Here is a 16,971-nt window from a genome sequence, read left to right on the forward strand (position 1 = left end):
TCAGGTGTACTCAGCAGCCTCTTGCCCATCACCCTCGGCTGTAGGGCGCTGTTCATTCGTGCCCTGCCGACCCGGGCCGGTACCGGGCTCTCGCCGGGGCACCTTATAAACGAAGTCCGCCGCATGACCTGCCGTGCCGCGGATCAAACGCCCCAGCCAGCCGGACGCTCCCCCGAAGACCGGCCGCGCTACATCGCGCACTCTCGTCGCGGATTCGCCGGGAAGAAGGCCGAAGAGTCCATCAACGATGTCCTCGCCGGTGCCGAGGACCAGGCCCGGAGTCTCCCGCACGACAACGCTGGCCAAGTAGCGGTCGACGACTTTCATCATGTATTCCTCGGCCGCTCGACTGCCCAGTCTCGACCAGATGAAGGCAGCCAGGTACCGCGCCCGCAAATACTCGGGGCTCTGCGGCTCGAGCCCTCGGCAACCGGGGAAGTGCAAGGCCGACCACAGGTCGTCCTTCAGGAACTGGGTCCAGATCGCGTACTCCGCGTCGGTGAGTACATTGCGCATTCTGTCGTGGTCGTCGTCCAGCAGCGGCCTGCCCGAGTAGTACTGCATCTTGCCGAACAAGATCGACACCAACTGCGGCAACTCGTCCAGCGAGGTGTCACGCAGAAAGGTCCCCCCTCTGGTGGCCCGACTCTTGATATCCGGAGTGCTGGATTTCTGTGGCACATCTTCTGGCAACGTGCGCAGCTTCCAGACGGTGATGGTCTTACCGTCGCTGGTGATCTTCCGCTGTTTGATGAACAGGGACCGCCAGCTGATCTTGCCATTGCGTATCAACTGATCGATCGACAAGCCGGTCACCGCCAGCAAGGCGAGCGTCGCGTAAACGGGCGCACGCTTCAGGACCCGGTTCAGCTCGAGGAAGTCCTTGTCCGTGAACTCTTCCGCGAAATCCGTCTCACGAACCTTCTCGACAGTCAACGAGAGCAGTGCGGAGATCACCGAGCCCAGCTGGCCCCGGCGCACCTTGCGAAAGTCTCCGTCCGGGATGTTCATTTCGCGCAGCTTCTCGACATACCGCTTGAACAGAGCGTCGGACCACTTCCCCCGAGCACTGACCCAGTCGGCGCCGAACGGCTCGCCCGATTCGGGACGTCTGGGAAAGTCCTTCAGGTACCAGTAGGCCTGGGGGTTGATCGCGATCAGTTCGTCGATCGCGGCATCCGTCTGCGCCCAATACTCGGCCATATCCGCATCGAAATCGTCCGCGTCACGGCCGGGCGGAGCGTGGTCGGTGTCCGCGATAGGGATGTCCGGGATCGGTGTCGAACCGGATACAGCGGCATCCCGGAAACTCGATAATCTGCGCTTACCCCACGGCAGTCCGGTGATGTATCCCTCGGTGTCGGGTTGCGCCGCCGCCAGACCTGCTCCCGCACCCTGCCCCGGGCGCACCGACCCACCGTCGCGGTCGAAGGGGAAAGCGAGGACTTCGGTCACGGCCAACGGCGCACGATCCTGCAACCATACCTGGGTTTCGGCCTCGCCCACCCAGGTCGTCTCCGCCCCGTCGACCATTTCGAACACCACGAGCCGGTCCTGCTCGTCGATCGCCACCCCGAATGCGTGGTCCCCTTGTTCCCCGAGTCGCATCACCCCGGCGACCGCCCCGCGCGTGCGGCGGACGTGGTCGACGGCCTCGTCCAGCGAGCCGAATACTGCCGCATCGCGTGTCCAGACCGCACCCAACGCGTCCGCGAAGTCGGGCTTGGTCACGCCCTGGGCCCGGGCCAGTGCGTCGTCGGCGAGCGTACCGAGTTCGCGGCCGGCCACCCGGCGCACGAACTCCGCTACGAATCGCACCACACCCGGCGCACAGTTGCGCGGCCCGTCGGCCGTGTCACCGGCCGTGATCGGCACATGCTCGCCCACTCCGTCGCCCACATCCAGCGGGAAAAGGGGATCGCGGGTACTCACGTCGGCAGCAGAGCGGGGCGGGGCGGGCGCGACGTCGAGCGACGGGCCGGTGCCGCGGGCGGTATGCGGCGGTGCGGATCCAGCGTATGGCACCGAAGGCCGGCCGGTCTCTGCGCGCGGGAGCAAGGTGGCGCCGGAGCCGCGGGCCGAGTGGGCTGTCGGCACAGCGGTGGTGGTGTCGCGGTCGCCCATTCGCACGGGCTGCCACGAACCGCTGGTGCCGGGCAACAGACCGGAAACATCATCTTTCCTGCGACCGGACCGATCGTCGTCGTCCTCGTCGAAGTACAACGCGATGTTGTCGCCACCGTCCACCCGCGCGGCGATATCGAGCTGTCGCCCGCCTCGTTCACCGCTGAGTTGCAGCGTGACCACACCCCCAGCGCCGATCGCGGCGTTCCGGCCCGAACCGCCGAACCGCTCGACGACGGCCACGAACGCACGGGTCACCCGGCGTTCATCCCACCCCGTCATAAGTTGTGGAACCAGCGTTTGCGCCAGCAGGACACGCTCCGGCCGGGCGCGATGAAGATGCGTGTGGACCGTAACCTCGCCGTCGGCGATCTCCATATCCAGTAGCCGGCTGCCATCATGATCGCGGACCTGGACGCGGTACCCCGACGGCAGGGTCTCCACCGGCCAGAGCTGGGCGCCGGTGCGCGTCAGAACTTCGCCGAGCACGGCGTCCACCGCGACCCGGCTGTCGGGATCGAGACCGGGCAGCCGCCCGATTATGTCCCGGATCGCCGTGGCGGTGTCGAGTCCGACCGGATGCGCGAGCTCATCGAGCCGGCGCGCCGCGGCTTCTCGGTACGCCAGCACCTCGACGGCGCGAACTACGGGCTCGACAGCGAGGAAGCGTTCGCACATCGCCACCACGCGGTCGGCGAACAGGAACCGGCCAGGATCGTCGGGCGGCAGCGGCATCCGCTGTTGTTGTTGCGCTCGGCCGAGCAGGTTGTACATCTGGTCGGCGGTCACCTGTCCCGGAGCGATATCGAGAAATTTCGCCAGTTCGAGGGTGGCGGCATCCCGCTCCCAGATCAATTTCTCCAGAGACGGGGAATCCGGTTGCAGCTGCTGCGGATCGAAACCGTGCTCGTAGGCGATGAGATCTCGGGCGGCTCGCTGGCGGCTGGCTTCCTCATAGGCGCCGATGACGGCATCGAGCTGCCGCGCGCGTGCACCCCAACGGTGGTGTTCATCGACCATTTCGGCGGTGGACCGAGTCCATGAGTGCTTCGACCGGTGGAGCTGTTCCAGCTCGACAGAGGTCGGGCCGAGCCGCGCCAGTCGGTCATCGGTAACCCCGGACCCCGACAATTCGGATCGGATTCGCGATCGCTGTGCCCGCGCCGCATCGCGTTCGTCGACCACTGCCGCCAATCGGCCCTCGATGACGTTTGCTGCCAGTGGCAGCGTGAACTCCGGCGCGGACGGCGGAACGCCGTCACGGCCACGGGCGACAGTCACCGGAGCACGGTCGTGGCCCCGTGCGTCGTCCCAAACCCAACCGTAGAAATCGGCATATGTACCTCCCGCGAGGCGCGGACCGACGCGATCCAACAAAGTTCGCACAGCGGCGATTCCGGCGGACCAGCCCTGCGCCGAGGACTCCGCTCCGGGACCACCCGCGGCGACCGCTCGGCGGTGGGCTGCCATATAGGCGAGCTCCACTGCATCGGGCGGGTCGGTGTCGTGGTCCGCCGCACGCAGCTGGCGCATGGCTTCGGCGCGCGCCGCCTGTGCCAGGGCTTCCTCCGCCAGGCGTGCGGCGACATATCGGTCGCGCTCGGTCCCCATCAGCTCGGCGGCCGGAGTACTGTGGGTTCGCTTCAGCTGCTCGTGAATATGCGCAGCAGCGGCAGCCATACGCGCGGCCAGCTCGGCATCGGAACCACCCGCATCGAGCACCAGGATCTTGCGGGCCGGATACAGCCGGTCGTCGGCATGCGCTACCAGCAACACTTCGACACCGTTTTCGCGCAGCGCCCGCCGTGCCCAGCGCCCGATCACGGTTTCGCCCAGCATCTGCCGAGCCCGGCGCACGCGCCGTGCCGAAGTCTGTTCAGCCAGGTCCAGCCGGTCGAGTTCGGGGGGCAGTGTCGGCTCGACTCGTGGGCGAGGTTCCTCGACCACCGCCAACTGGACAGCGCCGTTCGCATCGCTGGAAGCAGACATGAATACCGAGTTCAGGCCCGCGAACTCGGGATGCAGCTCCAGCGCCGCGGCGCGCAATTCGGCGTGCCCGGTTTCCTCGGCGACCACGAACAGGTACGGCTTTCCGTCTGCGACCAGGGCAACATGATCGGTCAGCATCCTGCCCTGCTGTTGCCGCAATGTGGCGTGCAGAACATCCCGCACCACTGTCTTCTCGAGGTCCGTGCGGTGTTCGGCCGCCTCCCGCACCGTGGCCGCACGCCAGGCGATCAGATCCCGCAACTGCAGCGTGGCATGTGCCCGGCGCCGGTCACCCGCGGGCGAACTCGGCTCCAGCAGCGCGAGGCGTAGCTGTTCCTGTTCGCGGGCGATCGTTCGGTCGAGCACGGCGACGTCTCGGTACGCCGCGTTTTTCGCCAGTACCTGCCGCCGGATTTCCCTGGCCTGCTCGGCGGTGGTCGGGGTGTGCAGGTTCGGCGCCAGACCGGACTCACGGGTAGCGAACCAGCCTTCTTCGGCGTACTGCAGGTACCCCCAGGTATCGGCGGCGGCGCTTGCTGTCAAGAAGTTCTCGATCGCCGCGACCCCGGCGCGGTACCCGGCGTCCTTCAGTTCCGACGCGTGCGCGTCCGGCCGGATCCTGCGCATCCAGTCGACAGCATGGTCGTATGCCCGGCCGAATACCGCGTACACCTCCGGTTTCTCGACACGGTAGCCACGTTGTTCGAGGGCCGCGGCGTCCATCGCCTCCTGGGCGAACGCTCTGGCTTCATAGGGCACATAGGACTCGACGTATTCATCGAGCGAAGAAGTCCAAGGATCCGGCAACGGCAACTTCTCGAATTCGACCTCGTGCTTCCCTTCGTGTGATCTCGCGAGCGCCTGACCGACCAGATCGACCCCCCGGTTCTGGATCAGGGTCGTCAGAATCTCCGGGAAGAAATGGCCACTACCGCCCCCGTCCAGTCTCGACACGAACCGGGTCTTCACCGATGAGGGCAGAGACACCCTGTCGGGGTCGGCCTCCTGCCGTACCGACTCGACCAGATCACCGTGTGTATCCGCGGACAACCCCACCGCCAAATCGAGTTCGTCGAGTGCCGGTTTCGTTCCGGGCAACTCGATCGAATTCCCGAACCGGTCGAACCCGACTGCCCAGACGCCGCTCGGATCGATCACACCCGGGCCTGTCATCGCACCGAAAGGCCCGGACACCCCGAGGCCCGGGTCTTCCACCTGCACTACACCGTCGCGGCAGACCAACCGGAACACATGTCCCAGGGCACCCTCGCCGCCGTCCCGGTCGGTACCCGTGAACACCAGGATCGACGCACCTTCCCGCTGCGATTCAGGCAGAACCGCGAAGGCATCGGCGACCCCCTGATACGGCCGCCCCGATTCCACGGCGAACCGGCGCACCAACCCGAGGTCAGCGCCCGCGATGCGTACGACGTCGCGTAGGAGCATCCCCCGCAACCCGATCTCTCCGGCCGCGGGTATCGAAGCCGGATCCAACCAGTCCAGCAGGTCCAGGACCAGGCGCCCGCACTGAGCGGTCGCGTGCCCCGCCTGGCGGGCTCCGGTCGAGTCGTGCGGTCGCACATAGGCGGCATCTGCGGCCGAGGCATCAGCGCGGCTGGACGGCGCAGTGTCGTCCGCCTCGGCCTCTGTCAACGCCTCGGAGCGGCCCATGGCCGGCGCCTCGTCGCCACCGGTCCTGTCCGAGCCCTGGGCGTTCGGGTGACGGTGGTGGGCGATCTCGCGGTGTTGCTCCCGCTGCGGGTTCTCACCGATTTCTGCAGGAAGATGCCGGAACAAATTCTTCGCCGCATTGTCGCGCAGTCGCGTTATCTCCTCCGGGGTGCTGGAGCCCATCGCGGCTGCCGCCTCTTCCACCGACAGTCCCTGGAAGAACAACAGATCACACACCTGCCGCTGATCGGGCTCCGAAAGGCCATCGATCACACGCAGCAACGCCGCGAGATCACCCCCCATCACCTCCCGAACCCTGGGCGGCACCCGACCCTCCACCGCCGACAACAACGCCGCATACTCCGGCGAACCTACCGCCGGAAGCACATCCACACCCACGTGGAACACCGGATTGTCCAGCTCGGCAAGAGATAGTGCCGCGACCAGGAGACGCGCGGTATCCTCCCTCACCGTGAAGGCCGCCGTTTCGCTCATCGCGGCCTGCGGCCCCATCACAGGAAGGAGCCCTTCCGCCAGGAAGTGCTCCTCGGCGCACGCCCGGAGCGCGGCATCGTCGAGCCCGTCGATAGCCTGCACCAACGCGAGACGGCAATACCGCCGAGCGACCCGCACCACGGCTTGCGCGTCCACATCCCCTGCTACCGCGGCAACTGCAGCGGCCCGCACATCGATGACAGGGAACGAAGCGACCAACTGGCGGGCAGCCCACACAGACAGCTGATAGACCGTCCGTTCCGACTGGTCTACCGCTGCCGCCGTCACCTCGAGCGGCGACCCTGCCACGAAATGCCGCTCGGCGACCGCCCGCTCCAACGGGGCTTCCAGCCGCCTGATCGCCGCTGCAAACTCGGCGGGATAGAGGAATCGAGCTACCTCGACGACTGCCAACGCTTCGGTGACGGTGGGAATTTCAGCACTGGCCAGTGCGATGACGATGTCGGACGTGGCACGCCCCAGCAGTCGGTGGATATGCGGCACAGTCTTGCCGGTCTCACGCGCCGTGTGGAGGATCGATATTCCCTCCAGCAACCGCTTCTCGGCGGATTCCCGCACCATGGCGCTGTTGAGCCCAGCGATAGCGTGACTCAACGCCGGGGCGTCATACCACCCGGCTACCCGGGCGGCCGCCAACGGCTCGATGTCGCCTGCCACCGCTGCCGCGGCAGCCGCACGCACGTCGAAAAATGGAAATGCGCGGACCACGCGTACCGCCGCGTGCCGCTGCCATTCGTAGACCGCCCTCGCGGACTCACCCATCGACTCTACCGTCGCCGCGAATGGCATACCCGCCGAGAAACGCCGCTCGGCAACCGCCCGCTGCGCAGCGTTCCCGATTCGACTGATCGCTTCAGCCAGCTCGACGGGATACAGCCATCGAGCCACGTCGGCGATCGCCAACGCGTCGGTGAAGGCTGGTATCTCGGCTCCGGACAACGGTTCCACAAGGTCGAGCGCGGCGCGGCGGAGCATATTCGAGATCGCCGACTTGGATTTGCGCATTGCAACAGCCACATCAGCATTTGGCATATCTTGCAACAGCGTCATCTCGGCGACCTGCCGAGCCGTGTCGTGGTCGAGCCGACTGACCGCCAGTTCCAATGTTGCGCGCTCGTACCGCCGAGCTACCCGAGCCACCGCGACCGGATCGACATCGCCCACCACCGCCGCCTCGGCCGCGGCCGCCACGTCGAAAACGGGAAAAGAGCGCGCCAACTCGACTGCCGATTGTCGCTGCGCAAGAAGAACCGTTTTCTTGGTCTTGCCCACCGACACCGCCACCGCCTCCACCGACATACCTGCCAAGAACTGCTTCTCGGCATTCTCCCGCTGCTCGGCGCCCTCGAGGCGCGTGATCGCCGCCGCCAACTCGGCGGGGTAAAGCCATCGAGCAACCTCGACCACGGCGGATGCCTCATCCGCTTCGACCGGAAGGAGGTCAAGGAGGTTCCGGGCCCCTTGCCGCTCGAGCGCATTGATGTCGCCCTCGGTGCGGCCGCCACCCATCTCGGCTGCCGTCCGGGCCGACGACATTTCTTGAACCAACCGCAATTGGAGACAGAGTTGCTCATCGCGGTTGTCGAGCCGGCCGATGGCTTCGCGCAACATGTCGAGTCGCCGATTCTCGCCCCGGGCAGCCGTAACGAGAGCCATCGCGGCGGCTGACCGCACTACCCCTGTCGCGTCCACCGATGCGCTGGAGCCGACGGCGGGCATACCGGCCAACTTGCGCAGGACATAGAGCTCGAAGGCCCGGAACGCGACGGCGCCGAGCTCCATAGCCCGCGCTGTCTCTTCGACCGACCATTGCTCCGCCTGCCCGAACCGCAGCATGATGCACTTGCGTTCGCTGGGCAGAAGCGTGTCCAGCCGCTGCCTCAACTCCCGTCTGTCCATCTCTGCCAGCGCCCGGCCCTCGGTCCCGATACGCAAATCTTCGGGCAACGCCAGCCATACCCGGCCTCGCAACCGCGCCGATTCCGCATGACGCCGGGTCACTTGGGCGACAACAGCATTCAAACGCGGGCCGACCTCGACCGCCTCACCCGATTCGAGCGCGGAACCAGCCCGCGCCAGCACTTCAGCGGTGGCATCGCGAACCAACCGATCCTGCTGCAATCCGTCGAGTTCGACGATATTCTGCTCGACCAGCTGGTAGGCCACAGCTTCCGCCCGTGCGAGCACCTCCGTCTCATAACGCTCACGCAAGTCCAGGTCGGCGCGTCGGACGACCCCGGCAAGAAGTTGCCCGACCAACCCCTCTACAGCACGGTCGCGCAACCCCTTGACCCAAGCCTCACTGCTGTTGCCCATCGCGATTGCCGTCTCTTCCAAAGACAAGCCCTGGAAGTAATGCAGCGCACAAAACTGCGATTGGGCAGATGAGCGAAGGCGATCGACAGCACCCAGCAACGCTTCGAGTTCACCCGCCATTGCATCCCGGACCCTCGGATGGACCCGGTCCTCCACCGCCGACAGCAACTCGGCGTACTCCGGCGAACCCACGGACGGAAGCACATCCACACCGACACGGAAGACCTCGGGATCAGCGGACGGGAAGCCGACACCGAGTTCAGCCGCGACAAGTTCGGCCAACCCACGGATCGCGGAGCGCTCCAGCTCCTCGATCATGTCCGCAGACATACCCCCCAAGCGTCTCGCCACAGCAGCCTCGGTCCGCGACTTCTCCTGCCTGAATCGTATGATCAGCCATTGGCGCCAGCCGGGGCGCAGCTGCGCCAGGCCCCGCTCGACCAGTGCGATCTCCGCCCCCGCCAGCACCTGGTACGCCTCCGCTGATCCGGCTCCCGTTGCCGCACGCGCTGTGGCCAGAATATTGGTCCGCATCCGCTCGAACATGAAGCGGCGAGCGATCTCACGCAAACCATCGGCGAGACCAGGCCCTTCGGCGATAGCCCCGAGGCGCGGACCGGCATACGCGAATACGTCACGCGTTATCTCCTGCGCCAGCCGCCGATCGCTCACTTCGGCCAACACCATGGAGAAGATCTTCAGCAAGAATTGCGCACGCACCTCGGCGAATACCGGGCTTTGCGGTGTCGTGCTCTGCTCCGCCGCCTCTCGCCCGCCGGTCTCGTGGGCTTCGCGGCGGCCAGCCCTGTCTCGGTCGGTTGCGGACGCGCTCTCGTCGGCCGATAGCGCCTGCTGGCTTCTGTCGTCCACGCCGGCTGGTAATGCACCGGACACCGTGGACCCATCACCACGCTGGCTTTCATCGAACGCACGCGCGCTCGGGTCGAGATTTTCGTCGCTGGCCAAGAACACCGCCGGGTCACGCCGCGGACCACGCGGCCCGCCGAACTCGGCAGGCACTTCGTCGACACCTGCCACGTCGCTCCGCGGTCCGTGCTCGATCGCGCGGCGGCGACTGGTCGAGCCAGTAGTTTCGGGGTCGGGGCTACCGATAATTCCCAGGCGTCTTGCCTCCACTACCAAAAACTCCCGATTCCTGATGCCCCTCGGAGCGCGAATATCGAGTTTCTTCACGATCCGCGTATGAGCGTGTCGCACCGTCGACACGGCCAGACCCAATTCCGCCGCGATCTCGTCGCGCGTCCGGCCTCCCGCGATGAGGATGAGCACATCGATCTCACGCTCGGTCAGTGCGTACTCGCGCACCGGGTTGGTTGCGGGGTCGATAATGGTCGGCCGGTCTTGGCCGACGCGAGACCCGCGCGGATGCGGCTCGGCTGCCTCACTATTCGCAGCACTGCCCCGACCCGCCGACGCTTCCGAAGATCGACTGCCATCGCGTCCGCCACCGTGGAGTGGAATCTTGCCCGCACGAATCGCCGCCACCACCATTCCAGCTCGGTCGGCGACACCGAGCTTTGTGCCGATGCGGGCCAAGTGCCCCTTCACAGTTGTGACCGGCAGGCCCAACTCCTCGGCGATCTCCGGGTTCGTCCTCCCCTCGGCGACCGAGCACAACTCTGCGACCTCGAGGTCGCTCAGGCCGCCGTGGTCGACCATGGCCGGGCCGTCATCGTCAGGGCGAGACCCGCGCAGACGCGGCTCGGCTGCCTGAATCGGCGAAGACTCACTACTCGCGTCGCTCCCCTGATCTACCGGCTCTGCCGAGAGTCGGTCGCCGACGAGTTCGACACTGTGGAGTGGGATCGCGCCTGCCCGTATCGCCGCCACCACTATTCCCGCTCTACTGCCGACACCGAGCTTGGTGCTGACGCTCATCAGGCGCGTCTTCACGGCGTCCACCGACCGTCCCAGCGCACGGGCGATCTCTTTATTGGAGAGACCCTCGGCGACCAAGCACAGCGCTGCGACCTCTCCCTCGCTCAGCCAGCCGGTATTCGGCGGCTGCTGCGAACGGACCAGGAGGATTAAGTCGCTGACTGCTGAACCGATCGCGGCGCGCTCGCCGGAGTACAGAACTCGGACATCTCGCACACCGTTCATGATTTTGGCCATGAGTAGTGGCTGAAGACGTTCCAATTCGCGGAGAAGATCTCGCAGATCCGATTCGCTCACCTGCGTCAACGCCAATTTCGCACAAGCGGACTTCTCGATCCCCGAAAACGAAAGGTTGATCGTCACCAATGCCAGCCGCTGCTGAAGCAGTGAAAAATCGTCTTCGGTCTCCGAGATACGGCTGTAACGCGCAACATCCGCCAACACAGCCCGATGGCCGGCACCGAGCTTGTCGACGATATCCCGCACCACGACAGTTGCCTCAGCCTCGGAAATCCCCAGCGCCGCCGCGATCGCCTGGTCCGTCTCACCATTCCCGACCAGGCGAAGCGCCTCTGCCTCACGCTCGGACAACTTGTTACTCGACGATTCCGACGCCGGGCGGCTCCCCTCCGACACCGACGACCGCGACCCGTCAACGGCAGACGGTTCCAGCTCGGACTGTTCCCGCAACTCCTGGGACATCGCAGGTTCGGCGGGCTGTTCTCGTCGCGACTCCGTACCGACATCGGAATCGCGCTGCGCGGCATCAGCGAGCTGTTCGACCAGGCGGCGGAGAGTCCTGGCAAGACGCGCTTTGACCGCTCTGTGCTCGACACCGAGATCCTCGGCGATAGCGAGCGAACTATTGCCGAGGAACCAACGGACAAAAGTATCCCGGTGCACCGGAGACTCCCGCTCGACAAATCGGCGCAACTCGTCCAGACGCTGATCACGCGCCTCCTGAAGCACAGCGATCGTCGATGCGAGCGATCCCTCGAACATCGAAAGATTCACACCACCACCCGCGAGCAGTTCCCCCAGCGCTTCCCCACCCAGCGGAAACTCATCCGCATCGTCCTCGGACTGGTTCGCGTCGAATGTCAGTCCTAGCGCGACTGCCAACTGGCGCAGAACATCCGGCACCATATTCGCGATAATTCTCGCGTCGAGACCAGTAACGCCGGCTACTTCACCGACCGACATCCCGTCCCCCATGAACAGCAGCATGAGCATCCGACGCTTGCCATCGGGGAGCGCAGCCACAGCATCTCGAAAGTCCTGATCACTCGCCCCGGCCAATGCCGACCGCTGCGCCCCCTGCGCCGCGGCCTCGACCGCTCGCCGGAAACGCACATGCCGCACGAACTTTGCCTGCTCCGACAACACATCATCGGCGAGCGACACGAGCCACCGGCCGACATCCCGTACCTCGCCGAGCATCTCGATGCGGGCTTCAGCGCGGCGGAACACCGCCGCCGCCAGGTCCGCGGCGACCTTCGGGTTCCCGACAACGGCCACCCGCGCCGCCACCGTCGCCCCGAATTGTTCCCGCAGCTGTTCGAGGGAAACGGGGGCTCCGGCCGCGCCGGTCGCCGACGCGTCGGACCGGAATGGCTTCGCCTCGGTCTCACGCGCCGATCTGCGCGGATCGCCCGAAGAGTCGTCGTCCGCCCGCCCCGGGCCCGGGTTACGTCCGAATGCCGCGTCCAGCGGCAATCGTCGCAGCGCAGCGTCTCCCACCTCGGTCGTCATTCGACCGTCGGCGACAACCACCGCCCACACACCGGTCGGCTCCGCGCGCCGGCTCCACTCGTCGAACGCCACCTCCTCGTCACTGTCACTGTCCAGCACCACGACCCGGCCACCCCGGTTCACCAGCACGACAGCATGGCCCATACCGGTGCCGTCGTACTCCTCGAACATCACCGCGGTGGCGTTCGGTCCACCCGCGAGCACCGTATGTGCTACCCCGGCCCGGTTCGCGAAACCCGGCGGACGATAGCCGAACAGTGCATCGACAATCTGCCTTCCCGACACCCCCGACATCCCTATCGGGAACAACTTCGGCAGGTCCACGAGATCAGCGCACTGCCGCAAATCCACCAATCGGCCGAACGCCACCGACACACAATCATTGCGGTGACCGGTTCCGCCGTGCCGCACCCGCGATTGCGCAGTCCGGCGCGCCTCGGACAGCCCGACCTCGTCCTGTGTCTCCGGCCCGGCCGCCTTGGCCGGCGCTGAGTAGGGGGCGTCGCCGTCGACCGGAGCCGACTGCAGCGCCGACGACTCCACCACAGCCTGTGGGTCGCCGAAGCGTCTCTGCGCAGCCGCGGCAGCACCGCCGAGTTGAGCAGTCCGAACACCGGATCTACCCGCCTTCGGCAACAGCCAGTTCAGGAACCGCCGGTGCCGTGGTCCTCGATGACCGGGCGCTTGCACCCGCACCCTTGCGTCCAGCACCCGCTGGAGCTGACGGTCGACTCGATCGATCCACTGTGCATGGGTCTCACCGAAAGTCCGGGGTTGCAACGATTCATCCAGATCGGCAAGCCGCAGGGACAGCATCTCGAGGTAACGATCGATCATCTCGGGAGAACTCCCCAGATCTTCTGGCTGCACAAGGAGCATCTGAGCGTGCAAGTGCAGCTTGACTACACCGATGAGAGCCCTGATGTCGGTCTGGTCGTCGTGACCTACCGCCCTCTCTTCCTTTTCGGCAAGTCGGAGGCGCCACGCCAGCGGTCTCGCACGGCCGTCAAGACCGAGCTTTTCCACCAGGCCGTCGCCATGCCGTTCGAGTATTTCCAGGACCTCTTTCAGCCCGACCGTCCTCGATAACTCGACACTGTCCGCGTACTGCTCCAGCAGAGTCAGATTATCCAGGACGGTCTGGAACCAGTCCCGCCGATTCGATCGCACGAATTCCGGATGCAGTTCCATGATTCGTCTGCGGTCCGCAACCAGCTCGGCTCGGGATATGTCGTGCCGAAGCGCTTCGTAGTCTTTCGATACGAAGCGTCGGTTGAACCCGTCACGATTCGACCTGCTCCTGAACAGCACGCTGTTGTCGATGGGACGCACATCGTCGCGGTGCAGGCCGATTCGCCAGTTCACGTCCACATAGCGGTCGACTGCCTCAATGAGGAAGTCGCCCTTACCGACACGTCGACCGCTCGGCGTATCGAAATAACGCCGCCAGACGTTTTTCTGTCCCAGCGCGCTCGCGTCGGTTCCCGGCACATATTCCACGAGGAGAACGAGCTCGTCGAAATCGACGTCTTCGTCGAAATCATCCAGCTGGTCCAGAGTCAGCACCGCCGGAGCGTCGACACCTACGGCCCTGAGGACAGCTGCCCCCAGGACCTCACCGTCCCGCTGCTCAACATTGCGAACCCTCTTCTCGATCACTCGGTAGTCGTTGTTGTAGATGACCAGCTCGACACTCTCGGATCCATTGACGTGGCCGGTGGTCGCGAGGGACTTCCGCGAACGCGCGCCCGAGGCTCTGGCTTCGGACACCTTCTCCGCGAAGGTCCGTTCGTCGACGAGTTCGTTCATCCACGAGGCGCTCTCGCGGTCGGTGTAATAACGAATGCCGGGCTCGAACTCGGTGTGCACGCCGGACACTCGCGCGACCGTGTACTTCCCCGAGTCATCGATCCGCACACACCGGTACTCGATCGGCACACCGACTTGCTCGGCCCAACTACGCAGCCCCGGCGCCACCGCATCCAGCAGACCCTCCTGGTCGAGCAGCGGCGAGACGACCACGAGGCGTGGCGAATCACCCGATACCGAGACGACGCCCTCGGCGATGGGCTCTGCCTGCTCGGTGGGAAGAAGCACGCGGGCGACGAGCACGGCCGACGCTTCGCGGACGTTTTTCTCGTACAGACGTGCTGCATCGATCCGTTCGGCGGCCATCTGGAATCTGGCGGCCAACGCGGGTATCAACTCCGCGTCGAGCAGTGCACGCGATGCGGCGTCGTCGATGACGAGCCCGCGCAGGACGGCTTCGTGCTGCCGCTCGTGCCTGCTCAGCACATCGGCTACCGCTCGGGTGATCTCGGCGAGGGTGAGATTCGCAGTGTCGACTCCCAGCTCAGCAGCCGGGCTCAGCGCAGCGGCGACTACTTCGTCGACGTGCCGCGCGGCCGCAGCGACAGCCCTGCCCACACTCGGCGGCAGGTCCCCGGAGGCATGGCCGAGCATCGGATTGCCGAGTATCTCGGGTGTTCGAGCGTTGTGGTGCGCACTGGACAAGTCGGGATCGGCATCTCGGCTGCCGGCAAGGTGTGGTAAGACCGGGGGGCCGTGCACGATGGCCAGGCCGGCCGGACTGAAGTCGGGTCCCGACTCATCGAATTCGAACCAGGTGATCGCACGTCCATCGTCGGTCACCTCGTGCCCGTAACGGTGCACCAGAAGACGAAATTCGCTGTCCATGATCGCCGTGACCATTTCCGGAACGATGGCGGGGTAGATAACTTCGACTCGCAGCAGCCGTTCCCCGACAGAACCGGCCGTCCCCGCATCGACGCTATTATTTTCCGAACGGAATTCCGGGCCCGTCACCACAAGCGACCGGAGCAAGCGAACTGCAGACCTGGCTTGATCGGAATTTTCCCAGTCGCGCAGCATGAAGCGAAATCGGTCGATTGCGTTCGACAACGAGTCGATATCGCGATGGGATAGTCCCGTCAAACGCAACCGGTCGACGGTTTCGACGGATTCGTCTGCAGATTCGCCCGATGTCCGGCGATCGTCCTGCTGAGCGAGATCGGCTGTGGACAGCCCTGGCCCGACCCGGTCATCAGGCGATGAACCCGGCTCTCGCCGCGGCGCCCCACCCGGATCGTGACCGGTGACGGTGGACTCGAAATCTTCTTGCCCCTGGCGCAGATGTACGAAGAAGTCGGCTGCCCATGATCCGGCGCGTTCGCCGGTCCCTTCGAGTCGCTCGACGTCGACCATGAACGTCTCACCTGCCACGCCGAAGGCAGCGGCGGCCCTCCCGAGACCATCGAAACCTACCGAATCTTCTCCACCCTGAATGGAAACCGACCTTGTTGCAAATCCGAGTGATCGAAGGCGAGAATTCAATGGTGGGGCAAATGTGCCAGTGCTTCTGGTCCAACGATCCTGATCGGTGTCGATATGAAGTCGACCGACGAGTAGGGCCATCTTGGCGTCCCGAACACCGTGGAGAGATCGAGCGATCGTCTTCGCCATGTGTGACTCTCGAATATCGCGAAGCGAAGATCCCGATCGCGAAGTAGGATTTGTCACGTCGAAGGCAACGATCTTTATTCCGGCCGCTGCCATTGCACTGACGGTTTCTTGGTACCCTATCCAGCCCGGGCCACATCGAATATTTGTCAGGTCTGTGGGAATTCCGGCGTTCAGCGCATCGAAGGCAGGGTGGTGCGGAGCCTCGATCCCATAATGTGTCACTCCTGCGCGGCGTAGGTGCTGTGCCTGCTGAGTGAGATACTCGGCCGCGGACCGGTTGGTGTGGCTCTCACCCAGCAGCAGGATCTGCCTGTCCTGGACGAGCTGATCCCAGCTCACCGGCTGCCGCTCCAGCAGCAACGCCCGCCACGGATTGTCGTCCGGGGAAACACCGGCCCGACCCTCCGTCGCTACACGATCGGCATCGTCGCCCGCGGGGCGCGTGGCACTACCGTCCTGAGCGATAGGAGACCCATGGCCGGACCTGCGCGACCACCACCTGCGCGGGCTCGGCGTCGCCGCCGCGGCAGCTGTCCGCGGGGCCGCGGCACCGTCTGTCCGATGCTGCACGGCGACGGCGGTGATGTCGTCGCTTTCACCGGCACGGTCGGCCCCGTCGACCACCGCGGCTACGATCGCGCTCGGGTCACCGGGGTGACGGCCGACAGCCGCGCCGAGCGCTCCGGCGCCGGGCATCGTTTTCACCGCACCGTCGGTGACCGTCAACGCGACACCACCGCGCGGCACCGTGATCGTGCCGTCCTCGGCGGTCACCGGCGCGTCGATGTCATCCGACACCAGCACGGTTTTGATGTACTCGCCCGGCATGATGTCCTCATCCGGCCCCGCCGGTATTCGACCCTCCCCACCGAGGGCAGCGTCGAGGGTGTGCCGGTAGATCTCCAGTCGCGGGTCCTGTTCGAGCACCTCGCGCTCGGTGATCCCTCTCTCCTTCGCGAACATCCGAATGGCCGAATGGTCCTCGGTCCACCACATCGCATGCCGGCCGTCGGCGGACGCCCAACCCACTCGACTGTCTCCGACCCACCCGATGGTGAACCGATCCCACTCGGCGACCACGACCGCGGCCGTGCACTGGGGGCCGGTCGTCTCGCCGGCGTACTCGGGCCGGTCCCCCAGCGCCCGCACCTGCAACTGGGCATGGTGCAGCGCATGCTGCAGCACTTCCTCCCGGGTGCGCCTGCTCCCGAACCGCGGCCA

The 16,971-nt window shown here is 65.7% G+C and carries 1 protein-coding gene (only partly in view); it reads right to left on the bottom strand.

The window, feature by feature from the left end; translation table 11 throughout:
- Positions 1-16,971, bottom strand: partial view of a LuxR C-terminal-related transcriptional regulator gene (locus OG405_RS11715; protein ID WP_327151656.1) — the 3' end only. 83,565 nt of this gene lie beyond the right edge of the window; 16,971 of the gene's 100,536 nt are visible here — the last part of the coding sequence; its start codon lies off the right edge, out of view — the gene reads right to left on this strand; its stop codon occupies positions 1-3.

Source organism: Nocardia sp. NBC_01329 (genome assembly GCF_035956715.1).
Classification (GTDB): domain Bacteria; phylum Actinomycetota; class Actinomycetes; order Mycobacteriales; family Mycobacteriaceae; genus Nocardia.